This window comes from Burkholderia sp. AU6039 (assembly GCF_002223365.1).
In the GTDB taxonomy this organism is placed as follows: Bacteria; Pseudomonadota; Gammaproteobacteria; order Burkholderiales; family Burkholderiaceae; genus Burkholderia.
This window is the reverse complement of the sequence record NZ_NKFK01000010.1, coordinates 63,379-81,596: the sequence shown is the minus strand read 5'-3', so window position 1 is coordinate 81,596 and position 18,218 is coordinate 63,379. Positions and strand designations below refer to the sequence as shown.

21 protein-coding genes are annotated in these 18,218 nt (G+C 61.3%); 8 read left to right on the top strand and 13 right to left on the bottom strand.

The window, feature by feature from the left end; translation table 11 throughout:
• Window positions 1-208: 208 nt before the first annotated feature.
• Together CFB39_RS38010 and CFB39_RS38005 are read left to right on the top strand one after the other, a co-directional pair.
• Window positions 209-1,351 carry a toprim domain-containing protein gene (locus tag CFB39_RS38010; protein WP_089476910.1) on the top strand — a complete coding sequence of 381 codons (1,143 nt, stop codon included), beginning with the start codon at window positions 209-211 and terminating at the stop codon, window positions 1,349-1,351.
• A gap of 94 nt (window positions 1,352-1,445) precedes the next feature.
• Entirely contained in the window at window positions 1,446-1,673 is a 228-nt protein-coding gene (locus CFB39_RS38005; RefSeq protein WP_244111630.1) for a hypothetical protein, read from the top strand.
• A gap of 45 nt (window positions 1,674-1,718) precedes the next feature.
• Here CFB39_RS38005 and CFB39_RS38000 read toward each other — a convergent pair whose 3' ends face one another.
• The 4 genes from CFB39_RS38000 to CFB39_RS37990 form a co-directional block, all read right to left on the bottom strand.
• Entirely contained in the window at window positions 1,719-1,973 is a 255-nt protein-coding gene (locus CFB39_RS38000) for a hypothetical protein (protein WP_060349351.1), read from the bottom strand.
• Window positions 1,970-2,125, bottom strand: a complete 156-nt coding sequence (locus CFB39_RS40490; RefSeq protein WP_179257806.1) for a hypothetical protein — start codon at window positions 2,123-2,125, stop codon at window positions 1,970-1,972. Before CFB39_RS40490 ends, CFB39_RS38000 begins: the two co-directional genes overlap by 4 nt.
• A 117-nt stretch (window positions 2,126-2,242) precedes the next feature.
• Window positions 2,243-2,581 (bottom strand): hypothetical protein, encoded by a 339-nt coding sequence (locus CFB39_RS37995; RefSeq protein WP_060321731.1) that lies wholly within the window; start codon window positions 2,579-2,581, stop codon window positions 2,243-2,245.
• A gap of 9 nt (window positions 2,582-2,590) precedes the next feature.
• Window positions 2,591-3,595, bottom strand: a complete 1,005-nt coding sequence (locus CFB39_RS37990; RefSeq protein WP_089476908.1) for a PRTRC system protein D — start codon at window positions 3,593-3,595, stop codon at window positions 2,591-2,593.
• 1,476 nt (window positions 3,596-5,071) lie between these two features.
• On the opposite strand from CFB39_RS37990, the gene CFB39_RS37980 reads away from it, so the two are divergent.
• Complete coding sequence (locus CFB39_RS37980; protein ID WP_089476907.1) at window positions 5,072-6,214, top strand: integrase domain-containing protein; 1,143 nt, start codon at window positions 5,072-5,074, stop codon at window positions 6,212-6,214.
• Between the two features lie 452 nt (window positions 6,215-6,666).
• Here the strand turns inward: CFB39_RS37980 and CFB39_RS37970 are convergent, their stop codons facing one another.
• From CFB39_RS37970 to CFB39_RS37930, 9 genes are all read right to left on the bottom strand, one after another.
• Window positions 6,667-7,113, bottom strand: coding sequence for a hypothetical protein (locus CFB39_RS37970; protein WP_089476905.1), 447 nt, complete (start codon window positions 7,111-7,113; stop codon window positions 6,667-6,669).
• Window positions 7,097-7,462, bottom strand: a complete 366-nt coding sequence (locus CFB39_RS41095) for a hypothetical protein (RefSeq protein WP_244114779.1) — start codon at window positions 7,460-7,462, stop codon at window positions 7,097-7,099. Before CFB39_RS41095 ends, CFB39_RS37970 begins: the two co-directional genes overlap by 17 nt.
• Before the next feature lie 24 nt (window positions 7,463-7,486).
• Entirely contained in the window at window positions 7,487-8,434 is a 948-nt protein-coding gene (locus tag CFB39_RS41090) for a hypothetical protein (RefSeq protein WP_256991563.1), read from the bottom strand.
• A gap of 547 nt (window positions 8,435-8,981) precedes the next feature.
• Window positions 8,982-9,653 carry a Lar family restriction alleviation protein gene (locus tag CFB39_RS37955; RefSeq protein WP_089476904.1) on the bottom strand — a complete coding sequence of 224 codons (672 nt, stop codon included), beginning with the start codon at window positions 9,651-9,653 and terminating at the stop codon, window positions 8,982-8,984.
• 110 nt (window positions 9,654-9,763) lie between these two features.
• Window positions 9,764-10,183, bottom strand: coding sequence for a hypothetical protein (locus CFB39_RS37950; protein WP_089476903.1), 420 nt, complete (start codon window positions 10,181-10,183; stop codon window positions 9,764-9,766).
• Between the two features lie 53 nt (window positions 10,184-10,236).
• A complete protein-coding gene (locus CFB39_RS37945) occupies window positions 10,237-11,484 on the bottom strand; it encodes a DUF1173 family protein (protein WP_089476902.1) in 1,248 nt (415 codons plus the stop codon).
• Window positions 11,484-11,993, bottom strand: coding sequence for a hypothetical protein (locus CFB39_RS37940; protein ID WP_089476901.1), 510 nt, complete (start codon window positions 11,991-11,993; stop codon window positions 11,484-11,486). The genes CFB39_RS37945 and CFB39_RS37940 overlap by 1 nt, the downstream gene beginning before the upstream one ends.
• 7 nt (window positions 11,994-12,000) lie before the next feature.
• A complete protein-coding gene (locus tag CFB39_RS37935) occupies window positions 12,001-12,321 on the bottom strand; it encodes a hypothetical protein (protein ID WP_089476900.1) in 321 nt (106 codons plus the stop codon).
• 24 nt (window positions 12,322-12,345) lie between these two features.
• On the bottom strand, window positions 12,346-12,786 hold the full coding sequence (locus CFB39_RS37930) for a hypothetical protein (RefSeq protein ID WP_256991562.1): 441 nt from the start codon (window positions 12,784-12,786) through the stop codon (window positions 12,346-12,348).
• Window positions 12,787-13,281: 495 nt separating this feature from the next.
• Between CFB39_RS37930 and CFB39_RS37925 the strand changes: the two genes are divergently transcribed.
• The 5 genes from CFB39_RS37925 (at window position 13,282) to CFB39_RS37905 (ending at window position 18,215) form a co-directional block, all read left to right on the top strand.
• A complete protein-coding gene (locus tag CFB39_RS37925) occupies window positions 13,282-14,283 on the top strand; it encodes an N-6 DNA methylase (RefSeq protein WP_089476899.1) in 1,002 nt (333 codons plus the stop codon).
• Window positions 14,284-14,558: 275 nt separating this feature from the next.
• Window positions 14,559-16,238 (top strand): PRTRC system ParB family protein, encoded by a 1,680-nt coding sequence (locus tag CFB39_RS37920; protein ID WP_089476898.1) that lies wholly within the window; start codon window positions 14,559-14,561, stop codon window positions 16,236-16,238.
• Window positions 16,239-16,314: 76 nt separating this feature from the next.
• Window positions 16,315-16,749, top strand: coding sequence for a PRTRC system protein E (locus CFB39_RS37915; protein WP_089476897.1), 435 nt, complete (start codon window positions 16,315-16,317; stop codon window positions 16,747-16,749).
• An 8-nt stretch (window positions 16,750-16,757) separates the two neighbouring features.
• Window positions 16,758-16,976 (top strand): PRTRC system protein C, encoded by a 219-nt coding sequence (locus tag CFB39_RS37910; RefSeq protein WP_089476896.1) that lies wholly within the window; start codon window positions 16,758-16,760, stop codon window positions 16,974-16,976.
• Window positions 16,977-17,075: 99 nt separating this feature from the next.
• The gene (locus CFB39_RS37905) at window positions 17,076-18,215 is read left to right on the top strand and encodes a PRTRC system protein F (protein WP_089476895.1); all 1,140 of its coding nucleotides are present in this window, start codon (window positions 17,076-17,078) and stop codon (window positions 18,213-18,215) included.
• Window positions 18,216-18,218: the final 3 nt, after the last annotated feature.

The window sequence follows — 18,218 nt, the reverse complement described above, 5'->3', positions numbered from 1 at the left end:
GCATCGAAAAACCCGCAGTCCAACTGGAGATATCCGTGAACGTGAAGTGTTTTTGCCTTTCGTCCCGCTCTGGGCTCTCCATGACGCGTCGATTCGACGTGCCGTTGGAGTCCGCGGCGGTAGGAAGGTTTGTTGATCCATCTGTGCTGGCTATCCGACCGGTGGCGAATGCACGCGTTTTCGCCGTTGTGCGAACGGAGGACGAATCATGGGAGAGCTGAAGAAGCTGAATCTCGCGGCCATAGACTGGCCCAATGTTTTTCCGCATTACATCGACAGTCGATTCTTGAACGGAAAAGGGCGTTGGTGGGCGTGCCCGCTTTGCGATGGGGAAGAGACGTTCCGGCTCTATCCAGCCGAGAAAGACCCCCGCGGTGGTTGGCATTGTGCGCGCTGCTTGAAGGGCGGTACCGGCGTCCAGCTGATTCACGAGGTGACCGGTAAACCTTATCGAGAGATCTACTACGAGCTCGGAAGCGGCAACTACAACGGTGGTATTCCGGTCGCGGTGGTCCGCAAGGCAAAGCCGGTCCCGGTCCGGCCTGAAAAGAGCGACGAGCAGAAGTGTCGTGAAATGCAGGCCGCGTGGGACGGCGCCGATCCGGTGTCGGTTGATTCGCCCGCCTGGACATACCTATCGAAGCGCATTCCCGGGCTGCGGCTCGAGTGGATCGGACGCGACGTGCGCTGCCACCCAGGCTTGGAGTACGTCGACGCCTTCGGCAAGAAGCGGGGGAAGTTTCCCGTGATGCTTCAGCGCGCGCGATCGCAAGCCGGGAAGCCGCGGCGTGTCCATCGCACCTACCTCACGGCCGACGGCGAGAAGGTTCCATTTCTCACGAAGAACGGGAAGCCTCGAGCGAAGCTGGAGATGAGCGCTCCGGCCGGCAGTTTCGGTTCGTCGGTGCGGCTCAACACGACGCGCTCTCGCACGCTAGCTCTTGTGGAGGGCGCCGAGACTGGTTTTGCGGTCGTCGCGCGGTACGAGAATCGCATCGAGGTCCGCTGCCTGCTGAATTGCGGTGGCCTGGAGCATGCCGATATCAACTGGAACGACTACGACCACGTGATCATCTACGCCGATCGCGACAAGGTTGACCAACGGCGCGGTTTCAGGCCGGGCGAACATCATGCGCAGCTTCTTGCCGATCGCATTCGTGCGCAAGGCAAACGCGTTTCGATCGTTAAATCGGTGGTCGAGGGCGTAGATTTCTGTGACGTGTGGAAGCTGCAGCACCAGCGGCGGGCACAAAAGCGTGACCTCGTACGGGCCAGGCAATTGGCGCGCGAAGAATCGAGGAGGCGGAACCTGACGCGAACCGGCAGTAGCGGAATGTGTGTAGCGATGTGACTTGGACGCCGGCATTTGCCGGCACATTTTTTTCTTACCCGGTGGGGATACGTCCCCTCCGGGTCGTATTGCGCCGGGCCACATCACGAGGTGAATGATGGGCTCGTTTCGACTGGTGCTGGATGAGTTTGAAGTGGTCGAGGTGCCACGCAAGGTAGCGTCTGAGGGGGCAGCGGACCTTTTCGAAGGTCCGCGCTTCGACGTGATCGACCGGCTGCTCGAAGGCGACGATCGCTTCATCCTGCGGGATGAAGCGTTTCAGCCGGCGGTCGATTTCTGCATGGCGTGGCTCGAAGAAAAAGAGAAGAGCCGACCGCACTAAGCCTGAAGACAAGCGGCTTCCCTCGGGAAGTCGCTTTTTTTTTGCTTAGTCGCCCACGATAACCAGGACGAGAAGGAGGATGAGCCTGAATACTCTCCACGCCCCGGCGGCCCAAAATGTGCCGATCGCGCCAACAAGAAGAAACAGACCGGCGATGTCGCCCGCGCCGTGGTTGTGCATGAAGGCGCCGGCCACGAAGATCAGCGAATACACCAAGACCAGAACGAGGCGGCGCAGGACAAACGGAAGGGCCCGGAATCCACGGATGACCGTGGACGCGGTGCCGGCGACGGAGTTCATTGCTCGTCCTTGGCATCGGCCATATGGGCGTGCCATGCCTCGACGCAGTATTCGGCAGCAATCGCGGCCGCCGCGATCGCCAGCCAAAAGTAGGCGGATGCGAGCTTGTGAATCAGTTCGCCGTTGCGAATCCACTCGATCAGTTCCAGCATCTTCTTCTCCTTATTTATCGGTGCAAGACGTGGCACACGTTTTGAACACCTACCTCGTACAGCAATTCTCTCAGGTCTGTACAGAAAGCAAGCCGCGAAAAACGAACCGACGGGCTGTCACGCCCATGCCCCGAGCTGATCGTGAAGCGAGTCGTCGAAGCTCGCGCCGTCAAGGCTCCCATCGCCAACGCTGAGTACCTGAAACGCGTCGCTATCATCGGCGCCAGTTGCGCGCGCTTGCATAGCTTGGGGTGATGCGGGAGAGGCGAGCGGCGTGGCCACTGCCGGCGTTACGACGAGCGCCTTCCCGGTTAATTCCTGCCGAAGCGCTGATTCGGCCAACGCTTTGAGGACAGCGGCCCGGCGACGGGCCGACGGACACGTGCTCAACCGCTCGAACAGCAGCGGCGACACGAGCTCGTTGATCGTGATGGTCATCTCGATCTTGTCGCTCATGTCCACTCCTTACCGTCGTTCGCGAGCGACGCTCGATTCCCCGACCAGCAGGAACCCCCGAACGTTCGCGAGGCACGGAGCGTCGATCACCTCGATGACGACCCGCGGGAACGCCTGTCGGATGACGGACGCGTAGAGTGCCGCGCCTCCGCCGGACAGGATGATCGAACGAACGTTTGCCAGACGGCCGACGTTGTTTTGCATTTCCTTCACCACGCCCGAAATCAACGGCTGCGCTTTCTCGAGATAGGGCGCGAGGTCGATGTCGTTCCCATAGAAGAAGAACGGCGTTTGCTCGCGCAGTGCTTTGTCGATTCGCTCGATGTCCTCGACCGCGTCGCCTTGGTCGCGCGCGATCAGCTGGGCGATGCGCTGATAGATCTGCGATGCGCCGCCCGGCATACCGCCGCTGCGCTTGTCGTCCATCGCGAAGCCGCTCGCGTACACCCAGTCGGTCGTGAAGTAACCGACGTCGACGACGAGATGTTCAACGTCGCGGCCAAACCCGCCTTTCCGGTTGCTGGAGGCGAGGACGAGCGAGCCGAGCGGCTGCGGGATCACCATCACCTTGTCGATCTTCACGCGGCCCGCACCGAAATCCAGCGTGCCGGTGAACCGTTCCATCAACGCATCTGCGTACTTTTTCAGGTTGTGAACCGGCAGGCCGAGCACCAGGCGTTCGACATGGGTTACGCCGGAAAAGTGGATCGCGCCGAGGAGCAACGCGGCATAGTTGTTCGTGAGAATGTAATCGTCCGCCAGCGCGCGTCCGGTATTGCCGTATGCGGCAGTCAGGGAAACGTCCGGGCCGACCTCGTACTCGACCTGGTCGATCACGATGGTGGATACCTTGCGGGTGGTCAGCACGCTGTCTCCGTAGCCGGCGATCGAACGGCTCGCCGCAAGCGGCGCGAGCGACGGAAACATTCCGGAGGCCACGGCGTTGTTCGCGGCACGGTGTGCGTATTTCGTATTGCCGTAGCCGACGTCGATAGCAAAGACTGCAGTTTTCAAGGGCGACTCCTTTGGTCACTGGTTCATGGAAGGCAAGTGCAACGTCGAACCCGGAGTCGAACTTCGGCACAGCGACTGCACCAAAGTCCTAGATAAAGTCGGACATTGAGAACGGGCCGTTACCGAAGTCGGACATAAAGTGGGAGATTGCAATGGCGAGCCCTTGAATCTCCCGGATAAAGTCCGAGATTGCGTGATTCAGTCTATCGAGCGGTACGCAAAGTCAAGTTTTGGAAAGCGGCGCACTTCCCGCCAGCTTTCGCGCGGCTGAGCGTGACAAAACCGCCTATTCTGGGCATCACCTACCGCGTCATCGACGCATCGAAACCGAGCGCCAAGCGCTCACGCCCCTCTTTCCGGCCCGCTTTGGGCCTCCAACGCAGTGAAATGTCCGGGCCGCACATTGACGCGGTCTTTTTCTGAAGCAAATCAAGTACACAGTGGTCCACCTTGAGGACCCCTGGACAGTGCGATATCCATACGATCGGCGGCGGTTTGCCGCAATGGGACGCAATGAGGACATGTGGACACCGGACACCGGACACCGGACAGTCCACGCAACCTCAATTGCGTCTACTCACGCCCTTTCAGCGAACGAGCTGGGTGCGTTCAGGAAGCCCGATACACCGCGGCCGACATGAACGTGCTTGGGGGCGGGGGAAGTCTTGCGATCCGGGGAGACCGGCATCGCGATTCCCTGATTGGAAGAACGAACGGTAGGCGCAGCCGTAACCCAAATGCGCAACAAGAATTGCCCGGCACATAGCCCGACGCCGGCGACCACGAGGATCGTCCGCGCCGAGACGCGCAAGCGTCAGGCTGGCAGGGTAGCCACGAAGCTGATCTGGGCGGAGTCACTCTGCGCAGCGCGTCCGGAGAGCGGGCGCGAAATGGTCGGCGACGGTTTGCGCGGAGCGCGGACTACGTCGGTCATGGAAGCAGGATGGACAGTCGGATTGCATGCTCTTCCCATGCAGCGGGCTGATCGGATGGAATCGCTAAAGGACAGGAAGCAGCAAGACCGCGCCGGCGGATACCGGCGGAGCCATTCGCGCGAGCGAGGGCGAGAGAAGTAGCCGTGGCGCGTCAGGTAGGGGCGCGCAACGGATGGAAAAGGTGAACGTCTATGGGGCTGCCGCGAACAATCCAGACACGGCTCGTGTCGGCTGATGTGGGGAACATTTGCGCGAAGCGATGGCCGCCGGCAGATCACGGATCGATCGCGTTAGCGGGATCGACCGCGCGCCGGCTGCGCAGCGCAAAGCGGTTCTTGACCGAGCGGCCGCGCATCGTACGATGGATTCGCGAATGGCGTCTGTGTCGGTTCTTGGGATCGTGGTGGACGAGTTCGCGGAGCGCGATTGGCGGGCTGCCGCTGCGGATGCGTGCGGCGCGCTCCGGACGATCGATTGATGATAGGAAGGGGCGGGTGAGTTCCGCCGGGTGTGAGCGGTATCGACCGCAAGGAGTAAATGGATGGCTGCGATCCTCAACGTTCGGGCTGTTGTGGGACGCTATCGCCTGTCGCCAGAGTTTCGCGACGCGTTGCTGGTGCTGTTCGATCAGCATGTCGCCGAGATTCACAGCACGACTCGGATCAGCAAACGCGCGCTGTCGATCAAGACGCAGGAATACCGGGCGACGGCGATCTGCAAGGCGTTCGTCGAACTGCGCGAGGGTGGGTTCGCGCTGCAGACGCCATGGTCGCTGAAGACCAAGCACGTAGAGTATCTCGTTGACCGGTGGGTCAAGGATCAGCAGTCGGGCGGCACGATCGAGAACAAGCTCACGTATCTGCGAGCGCTCGCCCAGTGGTTGGGCAAGGCGAATCTGGTCGGCACGCTCGGCGATTACGTTGATCGCCGTGACGCCGGCCTTGAACGCAGCTACGTGGCTACGGAAGACAAGTCATGGGCTGCGAACGGGGTGGACGCGGTGGCGAAGATCGAAGAGATCGCGAAGACGTGTCCGTACACCGCGGTGCAGCTCAAAATGCAAGCGGCGTTTGGACTTCGTGTCGAAGAGAGCTTCATGCTGCGCCCGGCAGAAGCGGTGCGCGATCCGCGCATGCTCGCGGTGACGCGCGGAACGAAGGGCGGGCGGCCGCGTGAGGTGCCGATCGAACGGAAGATCGTGATCCTGGAGGAAGCGGCGCGCTTGATCAACGGCGTTACGGGATCCACGATTCCTGCCGGCCGAACGCTGAAGCAGTGGCGTGACTGGTACTACTACGTGCTCGCCAAGCATGGCGTAACCAAAAGCGGCATCGGCGTGACGAGCCACGGACTGCGTCACGAGTATCTGCAGGCGCTCTATGAGCAGGTGGCCGAGGTGCCGGCGCCGATCAAGGGCTCGCCGGCACGTCCAGATCCTGCAGCGCATGAGGACGCGAAGCGCCGGGTCGTCGAGGCCGCCGGCCACAGCCGTCCGTCGAAGGCGAACGCATACCTTTCGACGTTCGCCCGGCAGTCGGAGCTGAAGAAACCTTTACCGAGCGTTGCCGAAACGAAGGCCGCGCTCGAGGCGGCTGCCGGCAACAAGAGCCACGCTGCGGCGGCACTGGGGATTTCGAGGCAGGCGCTGTATCGATTGCTTGCATCGCCGTCGCCAAGTCAGTGACGGTCGCAGCGGGTTCTTATCGAGTCGACGCGGAGGCTGTTGGCGGCGTCGATAGTAGCCGCAACATGCAGCATCCGGTGCGGCTCAGGATGGGTCGAAGAGGAGCGTCAGGACGTCGTAGCTCTCCCGGCGGGAGAGCGGAGCAGCCGGATGCGTTTGTTCCCACGCACGGTCCGACTCCGTCCATCGGTCCCATTCGTGTTCAGGCGCGTCTATCCCAGGAGGGGGCGTGCGCACTTCTTCGTGGTCGCGGCACATTTGTGCGAATGCGTCAGCGGATTCTCTGGTTGCGAACGCCCGTACCGGGTCGCTACCTTCGTACATCGTGGACGCCTGAACGACGAAAATCTCCCTGACCGGCGCGGGCCTGTTCGCCGGCGGTTGTTGCTGGAGTCGCTTTGCAGTGTTCAGGTCAGTCGGGACATCAACCAGGTGATTCCTATCGGCGGCAGTCATTCGCTTTCTCCCATCACGGCGACGTCGAAAAGGTCGCCAATCGCATTACGTGCCCGGCGCGTTGCTGCGGCTTTGGTGCGCCGATGCTCAGCGCGATGGGCAAGGCCGCAGCGCTGACAGAGCGCCTTGAGGTTGTCGTCGCTGGCGTGCTCGTGCACATGGTCGAGGCGGACAATCGTGAGGACGATCCTCGTCCACTTGCAGCCGCAGTATTCCGACGCCTTGCAGTATCCGAGCAGGCGGCCATCATCGGCCGCGAATACCTCGCCGTCGCCTTCGAGGCGTTGGAATGTGCCGGCGTCCTTGTCGATGCCGCGTACGACGTCATCGCCGTTCGCAACGTGGCACTGCTCGCACCGGTTGCCTGCCCTTGCGAGGATGCGCGCGCGCGTCGCGGGCCACGTGGCCGGACAATGATTGTGCGGTTCAGGTTTGATCGGCATCGATGCCTCGCTCGGGCGCCTGGATGCTAGCGACAGTGGAACCGTCACGCGCATTCGCGCGCCGGACAGTAACGACCCGTTCGACCGGATTCGCCGACGTCGTCGCGGCTGACTCGGGCTCCGGTCGCCCGTTGTCGATGGCGTGCGCGAGGTGTCGGGCGTACGTCGCCACCGCACGCCAATAGGCGGCCATCGGACCCTTTCGACGGGACCAGGCGATTTCCGCCTCCGCGTTTGCTTGCGTACGCAGCGCGCGAAGTACCGATGCGACCGCACGACGTGACTCGGCAGGAAGGGCGAGAAGGTCGCGAGCCGCGGGGAGTTGCAACAGAGGATTGATATAGCCCATTACGTTCTTTTCTCGACGGTTTCTTCAGGCGTTGCCGTGCCGGAAATCGCGGACCGCATCGGTGTCAGCGGATTGCGGCTGTGCGACTGCCCCGTTGTCGGGTCGAGTGGCTATGCGGTACGTCTTGTTCACGCCGATTTCGGTGAGGTACCCGAGAGCCTCGGCGGCGAGCCCCTTCCATTCGGTCGTGCGGCGCAATGCGGAGATCATGCGGAACATGAACGTCGCCATCTTGGTGACGCGCGGGTCACGAATCGGATCGCTGTCGGACGCCGTCGTCCCGGATGGCACTCCAGCGTGACCACCGAGGACGTATTCGCGAATCACCTTCATCGAATGCGCGTCCGCAGCCGCCGTCGCACCGTCGAGCACCGACTCGTCGAGCGGCGTGCTCATTCGATCGAGCGCCGCTAAAACGGCGGCCGGGACGTCACCACCGGCCCGCTCCGATGCGTCGCCGTCTGTCAGCGGTAGGGCCTGGGCCGCGTCAATCGGGATCAGTCGAGCCCCAGCCTTGCGGGTGTTGCCGTCGGGGCGTGCCCGCATCGTCTCGTGCTGTTTCTCACGGGCGAACAGGGCGTAAGGGCCTGTCTCTGTGTCATAGATCTCAAGAAGCTGCCAACCCTCGCCGGCCGGCGTAGTCGGGATCCACCAGCTGCAGTTGAAGTCGCCGGATCCATGATGTCGGTCGTATGCGTCGATATCGACATCGCTTTCCATCGAGACGAAAGCTGATTCGATGCCAAATGCGGCGAGGAACCGATCCGCACGAACATCCTCATCGCACGCCGGGAAGGCTGGATGCGTAAGCCATCCGTTCTCGTCGCGCACGATCGTGCGGGGAGCAAGCAGCGCCTGGCGCAGCCCTTCGAGATTGGCATGCTGTTGTACGGGCCGCCGGCGTGTTTCGTCGCGCCGGTCCGCGCTTCGGTCTACAACCGACGCGGGGTTCTTTTCGTTCAAATCGCTCATGAGGTGTACTCCGCTGGATAGGGGCTCGCGTGCTCGACGCGTCATCTGAAAGTGTCGACGGCAGCAGACTTAGCGTAGCGCCCGGCAGGCGAAGTCAAGTGAGGCGCATCGCGACTGAAACACCCGCCTACCGCGTCGAGCGAAGTCAGGGCGCCGCCGGCGAACGCAGATTGCTGCCGCTATCATCTTCGCGCTCGGGCTATGCGTACGGGGTATTCAAAGCGACTGATATCCGAGCGCCAAACGCCGCGGATCACAATTGCGGGTCGGGAAACGAGGAGCGCCGGCTTGTCGAGGCTGGCGTTATGCGGGGGCGTCGGAAAATGAGGCGAGAAATCGCCGGTGTAACGCCTGCTGGAGGAAAGACGGGCCCGGTAACATAGGCTTGTCTCTCAGGTTCTGGCACAGGCCCTCGGAAATCGCTAGAACCATTGTTAAGCCGGCGCAAGCCGGCTTTTTTTATTCAATCTCTGTCGTTATAGTTTGTTGAGGACGTAACAATATCCGGCTCGCTTTCTCGCCGGATTCAACAGTGCTGCTGTGTTTTCTACCACCGGTCGCGATCAGGCATCGAGTCGACCGCGATTGCGATCCTGTCTTCGAACAGGAAATCGCGATGCTCGTTCGGCGAGTGGATTTTTGGGAACTGGACATAGTCCTGGCCGTCGACCTCGATCCACTTCGCCAGTTGAACAAGTTTTCGATATCGAGCCGCGTCTTCGAGCACCGGTGCAATCGGCCACGTGTCGAAGGTGACGACGGTCGCGTCGACAATGCGTTGCGCCAACATCTTGAAGATCGGGCCGATCTCGTTCCAGTCTCCTTCCACGCGGGACAACATGTCGAGCACCAACTGCGTATCGCAGGCGCCGAGCTCTCTCTCGATCAGCCTTCGCAGGTCTTCATCTGTTGACTTCGGTCGATTCACTCGCCGGTTCCAAGTTTCGGCGCATCGGTCTTTCGCGGCCGCTTCGTCGTCGCCGATCGCTTCCCACTGCGTCGACATGCCGCAACCTGTGCAATAGATGCAGACTAACGGTTCGGTCAGCGGAGCCTCGGGCGGGCGAGGAAGTACGTCACCAATGTTCGGCGGGCCGCCGAACCGGCCGAAGCGGCTGAAATCGAATCGACGATTCTCGTCGCATTCAACGAGTCGTTGCGATCGGCCGACGGTCGGCCGGCCGCCACAGTGCTCACATGGATAGAGCTGTTCGATCATTTGTCGGAAGGTTGTAAGTTTCTCGTCGTCGGCATTATTGCTGTTTTTGCAGGCCGGCAAAACCGAGAAAAGCGCGAATACTCCTTCCGGATATTTATCGCTCGCGTAAGTTAATTGAGTGATGCTCGTTGTTCCGCAATGCGAATAAGGGACAGGAGTGAGTTGGTGGACGTGCTGGATATGTCACTTGATTCGGAGGATGCGACGGCGATTTGACCGGGCTCGGTAGGAAATACTCGTCGCGCGGATTGCAGGTCATCGACGAACCAGAAATGCCATGCCCGCGCGTAATGCCACCAGGTGCCGGCCCGTTCCAGTTCGTCCCACGACGCACGGAACTCAAGGACGGCGCCGAAGCTCGTGAAGACTGCACACCGCAGGCCGCGAGCGTCGGTCACTGCGACGGCGAGCTGCCGGCCGCCGGAGAATGAGTCGCGCTGGTGGCATGCCATGGAGAGGGCGGGAAACTGCGGACCCCATTGATCGGTGCGGGAGACCGCACGATGGAGGAAGAGCGACTTGCCGTGCATAGGAGGCATCCAGGTTGAGAAGATGCCTTCATCATGCCGGCGGCGCGGCGATGTCAAGGTTTGGTGGTTCGTCGCGCAATGGGAGGGAAACGGACATCTGCCAGTTGAAACCTGTCGATATCCCACTCCACGGCCGGGATGCCACGTGCGATCCGAAGGCGCTGCTTTTCCCGCTTGCGAGACTCGTACTCGGCCATGCCATTCATCCCATAGACCTCGATGTGGGTTGGCTCCGCAGTGTCCGTTAGGACGAAGTCCGGCAGCATGTCGGCGCCCTCGTCCAGCCGGATCGGCTTGTCGAAGGCGCGGCCTTCGGCCACGAGCCGATTTGCCATCGCGACTTCGTGGATGGAATCGCACGTGATGTAGGCGGACGAGCAAAGCATTGCTGCGAGATCGACTACAACGTGATGACCCTTCGGCGTGCGCTCAATGACAAGCATCGCGACAACCCTGGCATCGCGGTCGCCGAGGGCGCGCATCGCGTGGCCGTATCGCTTCTCGGCGAGCGCGATCAGCTCGGTACTGCAGTAGTACCGCTTTGCGCTCTGTCGCAATATGATCGAGCGCCCGTAAGGGGTCACGCCAATTTCTGAGATCTCGCCGATGACCAGGCCGCGATGGTTCGTTCCGTCGCGCTGGACAACGCGTGCGAGAAATGCGTCGAACTCGGCGTTGATGGCGGTGCGATCAGCTTCATGGAACCTGCGCATGACGTGCAGAACCTTCTCGGCGGGCGCGCCGTTGATCACCGCGTCGCTGATCTCGGCGAGAACACGCGCATTGCAGACGCCCCAATTACGCGCGCGGTCAACACCGGACCAGCGATTGAGCCCGGCAACTTGCCAGAGCGTCTGCAGGAAGCCGAGGAGCGGCGCCGAGCGGCGCGAGGTAGGGGGTGCGCCGGCTTGCCGTGGGCCCTTTGATACCGCACCGACCGTGCGCTGTGTGAGGGCGACGTCGAGCTTCGCGCGCAAGCCCGCCGCGGTGGCCACGATGCCCGGCAGGGTCTTTCCGGATTCGTTGCCCCCGTCACTCGGATCCTTGTGGAACGAACAAGTCAGGCGGTCGTGCAACGGTCCCTCGTCCGGCCACCCGGCAAGATGGAACAGGCTCCCGTATCGGCGGATCTGGAGGCGCAGCGGCGAGGCCGCGCCGCGGCATAAGCACTGCGCGTAGCCAGGGTTGATTTTCGCGCGCTCAAGCTGACGGACGAAGGCGGCGGGGTTTTCCTGAACGTCATCGACCGGGACAGCGATGCCCGAGAACGAGACCTTGGTCGGCGATTTGTAGGTCGTCATCAGGCACTCCGTTCAGATGATGCGGTGCTGCCGATGGCATTGCCGTACCTGGCCACCAGTCGATCCGCGCCCGGTGACGAATTCACGACGGGTCGTTCGGTACGGCGCTGCTCGACGATGCGCAGATCGATCTTGGTCAGGGTCTCGATGGATACATGGCCTCGGACCAGATACTCGACCGCGACCTCCTCCTTGGCCCACTCTGGAATTAGATCGCTATCGGCAATCGCTCCGAGCATTCGATCGGTGAGGGTGTTGCGGTAGATCGCTATCCGGGATGCGGCACGGGACGCAAGGGAAAATGTGACGATCCCGGCCGGAATGAGTGCTGCCGCAATTGTGGTGTTCCGACCGAGCCCGGACAGCGTGATCAGCGACAGGACGCTGAAGCCAGTGGTGATCATGCCGGCGATCCGAACTGCATATGCCGGTGAGTCGCGTTCGAGTTGCCTTGCGAGGCGGCCGAGTGTTATGACACTCGTTGACGGAATGCCGTTCATGGTTGTCATGCGTGGTCTATATCCATTCGTTGATGGGGGGATGCTTGAGCCGCGGCGGGATGTATACCGTTCCGGTGTCCTTGTCGATCAGCAGCCACTGTCCGTTGGTGAGCCGTTTCACGTGGCAGTGCGGGTGACACATCTGCATGATTCGCGCGGCGCGGCTGCGCTCGTAGTGTCGAACGGTGGCCATGACGAGTCGGACGGTACTGGCGGCCGCAATAAGCAGCCCGGCTATTGCCAGGATCGCGAGGCATGACCAGGCCCTGCCGCGGCCGAGCTGGGTGACCAGTCCGGTGGCGATTGCGGCCAGCGCCGCTAAGGTCGAAGAGAACACGATCGAAAGCTGAAGCGTCCGGTTTCAGCTAGCGAGTCGCCGGCGAAGCGCGGCGCGATCGCTGCCGAAGAGCCCGAGCCCTATCGCGAGTGCTGCCGGAACACTCACGACAATTGCATAGGCCCACCAGAGGCGTTCGCCAAGATCCCGAGCTAGTGCCGCGATCGGCCGCTGCTCGAACCCTTTCGACTGGCAGATCGGAGACGCCGGAAGCGCATGGTCGGGAATTTTGTCCTTGCATACCTGGATCGAAAGCGAGCCGGGCTGCGCGGGTGGGTTGTTCGCTGTCTGTGCGGCGAACTCCAGGATTTCTCGTGGGATCGTCTGAAACGAGAAGTTGCTGTACAGCGCGAGAGCGCCGCAAAGAATCACGCTCGGAAACACGAAAAAAATGTAGAAGGCCCATTTCCCCACGAACAAGGTGTGGCTGGCGAGATGGCGAGCGCGGTCCAGAGGAGCGCGCATGGATCGACTGGTCATTGTGCGGGTGCCCGGTTGGTTTGACGGGGGCGACGGATGCGCCCACTACAACCATGCAGTCCTCTGAACGCTACGAATACTGCGAAAGCGCATCTGTTTGCTGGAGCTTTTCGCCTTACCCCGCTCAACCGGTTGCGCGGCCCAGGTTCTGCTTAAAAAGTGAGCATCGAGCTACGAGCGCCGCTAGGCTTGGGCGGCCGCGACTTATCCACAAGCTTGTGCAGCGTAATTGTGGGTATCTCGGCTGCTTGGCCACCGGGGCGAAAGCGTGCCCGAACTTGGCCGCATTTCGTGCCAGCAGCTTTGGCACGGCGCTTTATCATCCGACCGACCTACCGCGTCTACGACGCATCGACTCACGGCCGTGTGCGGCCCATTCACTTCACCCCTACGGGATCATTCCCGTCGGGCGTGCTCTCCCGTCATCAATCTGGAGAGCACCATGTCTGTTTCAGCCGTCCGTACGCTGGAGGCCGCTGCATGAGCCGAAAGAGCGCGGAAAGAAAGTTTGCACACACGGCCGATCCCCATCAGGCGGAACTCGTGAAGCTACTCAAGCAGTTTGGCTATGCCCATCAGATCAACACGGTGTTTGCGGATTTCGTCGAGATATCCGCTATCGCGTTGAGCAACAGCGTGGACAAGCCGCAGTTTGAACCACGGGAAAAGCGCTACCTGGAGATCGTCGGAAAATACAAACCCGAAGAGCTGCAACTGTTTGCCCGGATGTTCGCGGAGCTGACACTCTCGTTCGAGCATCGGCTTGGGGTCGACGACAACCTTCCCCCGGGAGCGTTGCCGTGCCCAGGAAACCTGACGGACGTGCTCGGCGAGACGTACATGATGTTGGAGATCGGGAACGACCGTGCCGGTCAGTTCTTCACTCCCTACAGCATCTCTCGGTTGATGGCCGGCATCTTGATCGGTAGCCGGAGCGAGACCATAGAGCAGGAGGGGTTCATGCGGATGCAAGAGCCTGCATGTGGTGCTGGTGGGATGGTGATCGCAACGGCAGATGCATTGCTGTCGATCGGCCAGAACTACCAGCAGACCATGCATGCGACCTGTATCGACATCGATGCACGCTGCGCTCATATGACATACCTGCAGCTGTCAATGATGCACATCCCGGCGGTGGTCGTGCATGGGAATGCGCTCACCATGGAAGTGTGGGGGATGTGGTATACCCCGGCGCACATTCTCGGCGGTTGGCGGGCAAAGCTCCGGCAGCGCAGGCAAGCGGACGCGCTGCGTGAAGTATTGGCGCTGGATCGCAGCGCAGTGGCTCCGGACGCCGACGCAAAGCAGGAACCGGCCGATAACCTGGTGCTCGGCAGTGAGGTCGCCGTGGCAACCTCCGTCGAAGCGCCGGCGGTCGCGGCAGTGCGTCCCGCCGATACCCTCTGCGATCTCTTCGACGAAGCTGTCGAGCAGTCGAGAGCCGGTATCTTTGAGGTCGTCGATCAGCTGGCCCTCTTCTAAATCGCGCGGTAGCGCGACATCCTCTTACACCAAGGCCCGATCGTTTGATCGGGCCTTTTTTTATTCAATCACTGCGGGTGCCGCGATCGGCAACCGGTGAAAGCTAGCTCGTTCTTTCGGGCTTTCCGCTGAGCCCCCGAAAATTCACGCGGTATCTTTTCCTCATCTACCGCGTCTTCGACGCATCGACTCAGCCGGCAGCGCCGGCATTCCTTTCCAAACCCATCGGGAACCACTCCCGATCGGGGGCAGGTTCCCTCTCCGGAGAACCTGACATGCAAGAAGCACCCCTTCAGCAACCTACGATCAAGCTCGGCCGTATCAAGCTGGGCCGGAACCCTCGCACTTACTTCGATGACGCCAAGATGGCCGAAATGAAGGCGTCGATCTCGGCTCGTGGTGTTGATACGCCGGTTATCGTCCGTCCGCTCGACGACGGATTCTTTGAACTCATCGCCGGCGGCCGTCGGTACAAGGCCGCGCTCGAAACGCGCGGCGATGACTACGACATGCCGGTGAACGTCAAAGACGTTGACGCGGTCGAGGCGGAAGAAATCGCCTTTACCGAGAATATCCAGCGTGACGACATGTCCCCCGGTGACGAGGCAGTCGAGGCGGCGCGCCTTCTCGGCCGCTGTCAGGGGGATCGCGAAGAGGCTGCCAGGCGGATCGGCTGGAGCCTTCCCACGCTCAACAGCCGTCTCGCTCTGCTGAACTGCAGTAACGACGTCCTCATCGCCTTGAACACGCGCCAGATTCTTCTCGGTCATGCGGAGCTGCTTGCCGCGCTGTCAAAAGAAAATCAGGATCGCGTACTTCCGGTGATCATCACCGAGAAGAAGTCCGTCACCGAAGTGCGAAAACTCGTCGAGAGCGCGGCATGCTCTCTATCCGCCGCTATCTTCGACAAAACCGATTGCGCGGCGTGCCCACATAACTCGGCGATGCAATCTGAGATGTTCGGCGAGTCGATCGCGACCGGGAATTGCACGAATCGGCAGTGCTACAACGGGAAGACGGACAAGCAGCTCGAGGTCACGGCCGCGGGTTTGCGTGACGAGTTCCCGACCGTGCGCATCGTGCGTGCTGGCGACAATCACACACGGGTTCAACTTGCAGTCGACGGGGCGAACGGCGTTGGCGCCGAGCAGGCGAAGGCGTGCCACGGCTGCCAGAACTACGGCGTCGCGGTCAGCGGGTTGCCGGATTCTCTCGGCAAGACCTTCCGCGGCCAGTGCTTCGACACTGTGTGCAATATGCGCAAGGTTGCAGACCGGATCACGGCTGAGAAGGCAGCGGCGAAAGCCGCGACCTCTGACGCCAAGGGTTCGGCGGTTTCGACCAAAGCAGCTGGCAAGAGCGGATCGGGTTCCGATACGTCTGCTCCGGCGGCGGTATCCGTCGTCGCGGAATCTGACCGGGTGAAGCAATACCGTGAGGCGCTGTGGCGGAAGGCTCTGCGTCGCGACGTCGGCAAGAACGCGGCGCTCGCTCGACAGTACCTGATCGCAATCGTCATCGCGGGCTATGCGCGTCAGATCAAGGAAGACGTTTTCCGATCCGTCTACGAAAAGGTGACGGACGAGAAGGCTCCTGCGGCCGATCTCCCGAAGGCTCTGCTTCTCGCCTGCGCGACGTCGGATGAGCAAGCTGCGATGCTGGTCACCGGCATGTTTGTCGCGGCGATCGAAGGTCTCGACGTCTCGTATCTCAAGCAACTCTGCAAGCACCACAACCTCGATCTGACGCAGTACTGGAAGCTCGACAAGGAGTTTCTGGATCTCGTCACCAAGGCCGAGATGATGGTGATCGCGGACGAGCTCGGGCTGCGCGCGGCGATGGGCGACAACTTCAAGAAGGTGTTCTCGAAGTCGAAGGCGGATGTCATCACGGCGTTGCTCGCCGTTGAAGGCTTCATCTACGAGGGCAAGCTCCTGAAGGTTCTCAAGTTCTAAGCAGCGGGCGGCCCCTGGCCGAGTCGCATCGACATTCTGCGCCGCCTCGAGCGGCGTGTATTTTTTGGAGATTCATATGTTTCAAGCACTCGAACCGTTACTTCGTTCCGCGGAAAAGCTCGTCTTGTCGCTGACGATGGATGGCGACAACATCGTCGTGTTTTTGACGCCGGCAGGTGGCAAGGACTCGATGCTGCGACAGCCCTTGATCCTGAACGCGACGGCCGCAGAGCTCGACGAAGGCTTCGCGGCGGCGATCGGTAGCTTTACCGCTGCGCACCGGTCACTCGGTGAACAGGTGGCGGTCACCAATGCCATTCTCGAGTCCCAGCAGCAGTCTCAGGCGACGAAGGCGCAGAAGGCATTGTCGAAAGCATCGACGCCGACGGCCGCAGACGCGGGCGCAGACGACGCTGACGACGAAGACGGTGCGGCTGCCGCATCGCCGAATGTCGAGCCCGCTGCCGCCGAGAAGCCGACCGGCACGGATCTGTCTTTGCTGATTCTGTGAGGTGAATCATGTCGATCAGCATTTCTGCACTGGTACGCGAGTTCACCTACAACGGTATGGCGCTCATGGATCCCGGGCCGGCTTTCTCGGCGGACCAGGTTCGTGACCTGTACACCGCTCAGTATCCGGAGTTGACGACCGCTGCGGTCGACGGCCCCGAGATCAAGGGCCAGGTGGCGCACTACAAATTCGTCCGCGCGGCGGGTGCCAAAGGCTCCCATGCGTGAGGACGATCTGCTCAAGGCCTTGTCCGATCCGGACAACGGCTTCAACCAACAAGAACCGCCCGGATGGGCGGTTTTTTTTCATGACGACGAGGTTTCCAAATGCTGTACGGTCCTCCGGGACTTGATTCACGTCTCGTTGACGTCGACGGCCCGCAGTGGGAATCGACGCGCGGTTCAGTTGCCCGACGTGGATCTGCCCATGATTTTCTGACGCTGCCGGCGCTATCGGATCGTGTGCCCGTCGCTGGGATGTACCGGTGGCGCACTGAGATCGATCTGGCGGAGATGGTGAAGAGGCACTTCGTCGATGGCCCGCTTCGCGCGGCCGATGTCGAGAAGCCATCCGGCGCCATGGATGCGTTCAAGCAAGCGTTCAAGGCGTGGTTGGGACGTATCGGGATGGAGACGAGGAACATTTCCTACACTCCGGTGCTCCTGGACCGAGCGTCGGTAGCGGAGATGGTCCAATGCCGCTGCAACGGGGACGAGTCGGACTTGGTGTCGCCACTGTATCTCGCGTTGGAGATGGCAGACGAGGAGGTGTATTCGCTCGCAAAGTTCCGCCCGGCGGCCGAGCGGGTTCACCCCTTGTTGATCCCGTCGGTGCTATCCATTCTCGATCGGGTTTCGTGCCGAACGGGGCTGATCCGTACGCCTGGGTGGTTCCTCTGTGAGTTTTCTCGCCATTACTGGGAGTACAACGAATCGGCGACCGACGAGGCCGCGATCGAGTGGCTCCGCGAGATGTACGAGGACGACGAAGAGTCGATCGCTCGGCGTCTTCCCAGTGTCGTGCGTCCGCAGATCTACCCCGACGCCGTCCGGATACCGCCGAAGGTGATGGGCCGGCGGTCGAAATCGCGTTATCTGCTTGAGCGCGAGTTGTTAGAGCTGCATGCGTCGACGGACGGCGAAATGGCGACTGTCTGTGCGGAGCTCGCCACGCTGACGCGTCTTCTGCGTACTGCGGGCAAACGATACCTCCTTGGAGAGGGTGTCGACGGACAGCCGATCTATTCGATGGCCACGGTCGTCCTTGATGAGAACGCTCTAATTGGCGGGCTTCTCGACGATCACTTTAACTACGCTCATCAAGGTAGCGAAGAGACCTACTTCAACACCTTCATCCCCTTTTCCACCAGCAGCGAGGCTATCGCGCAGCAGTACCGCGATATTGCACTCGGTTTCCGAATGCTCAATCACGTTGATCGCCTGCTTCAGGCGTTGTGCACCTTTTAACTC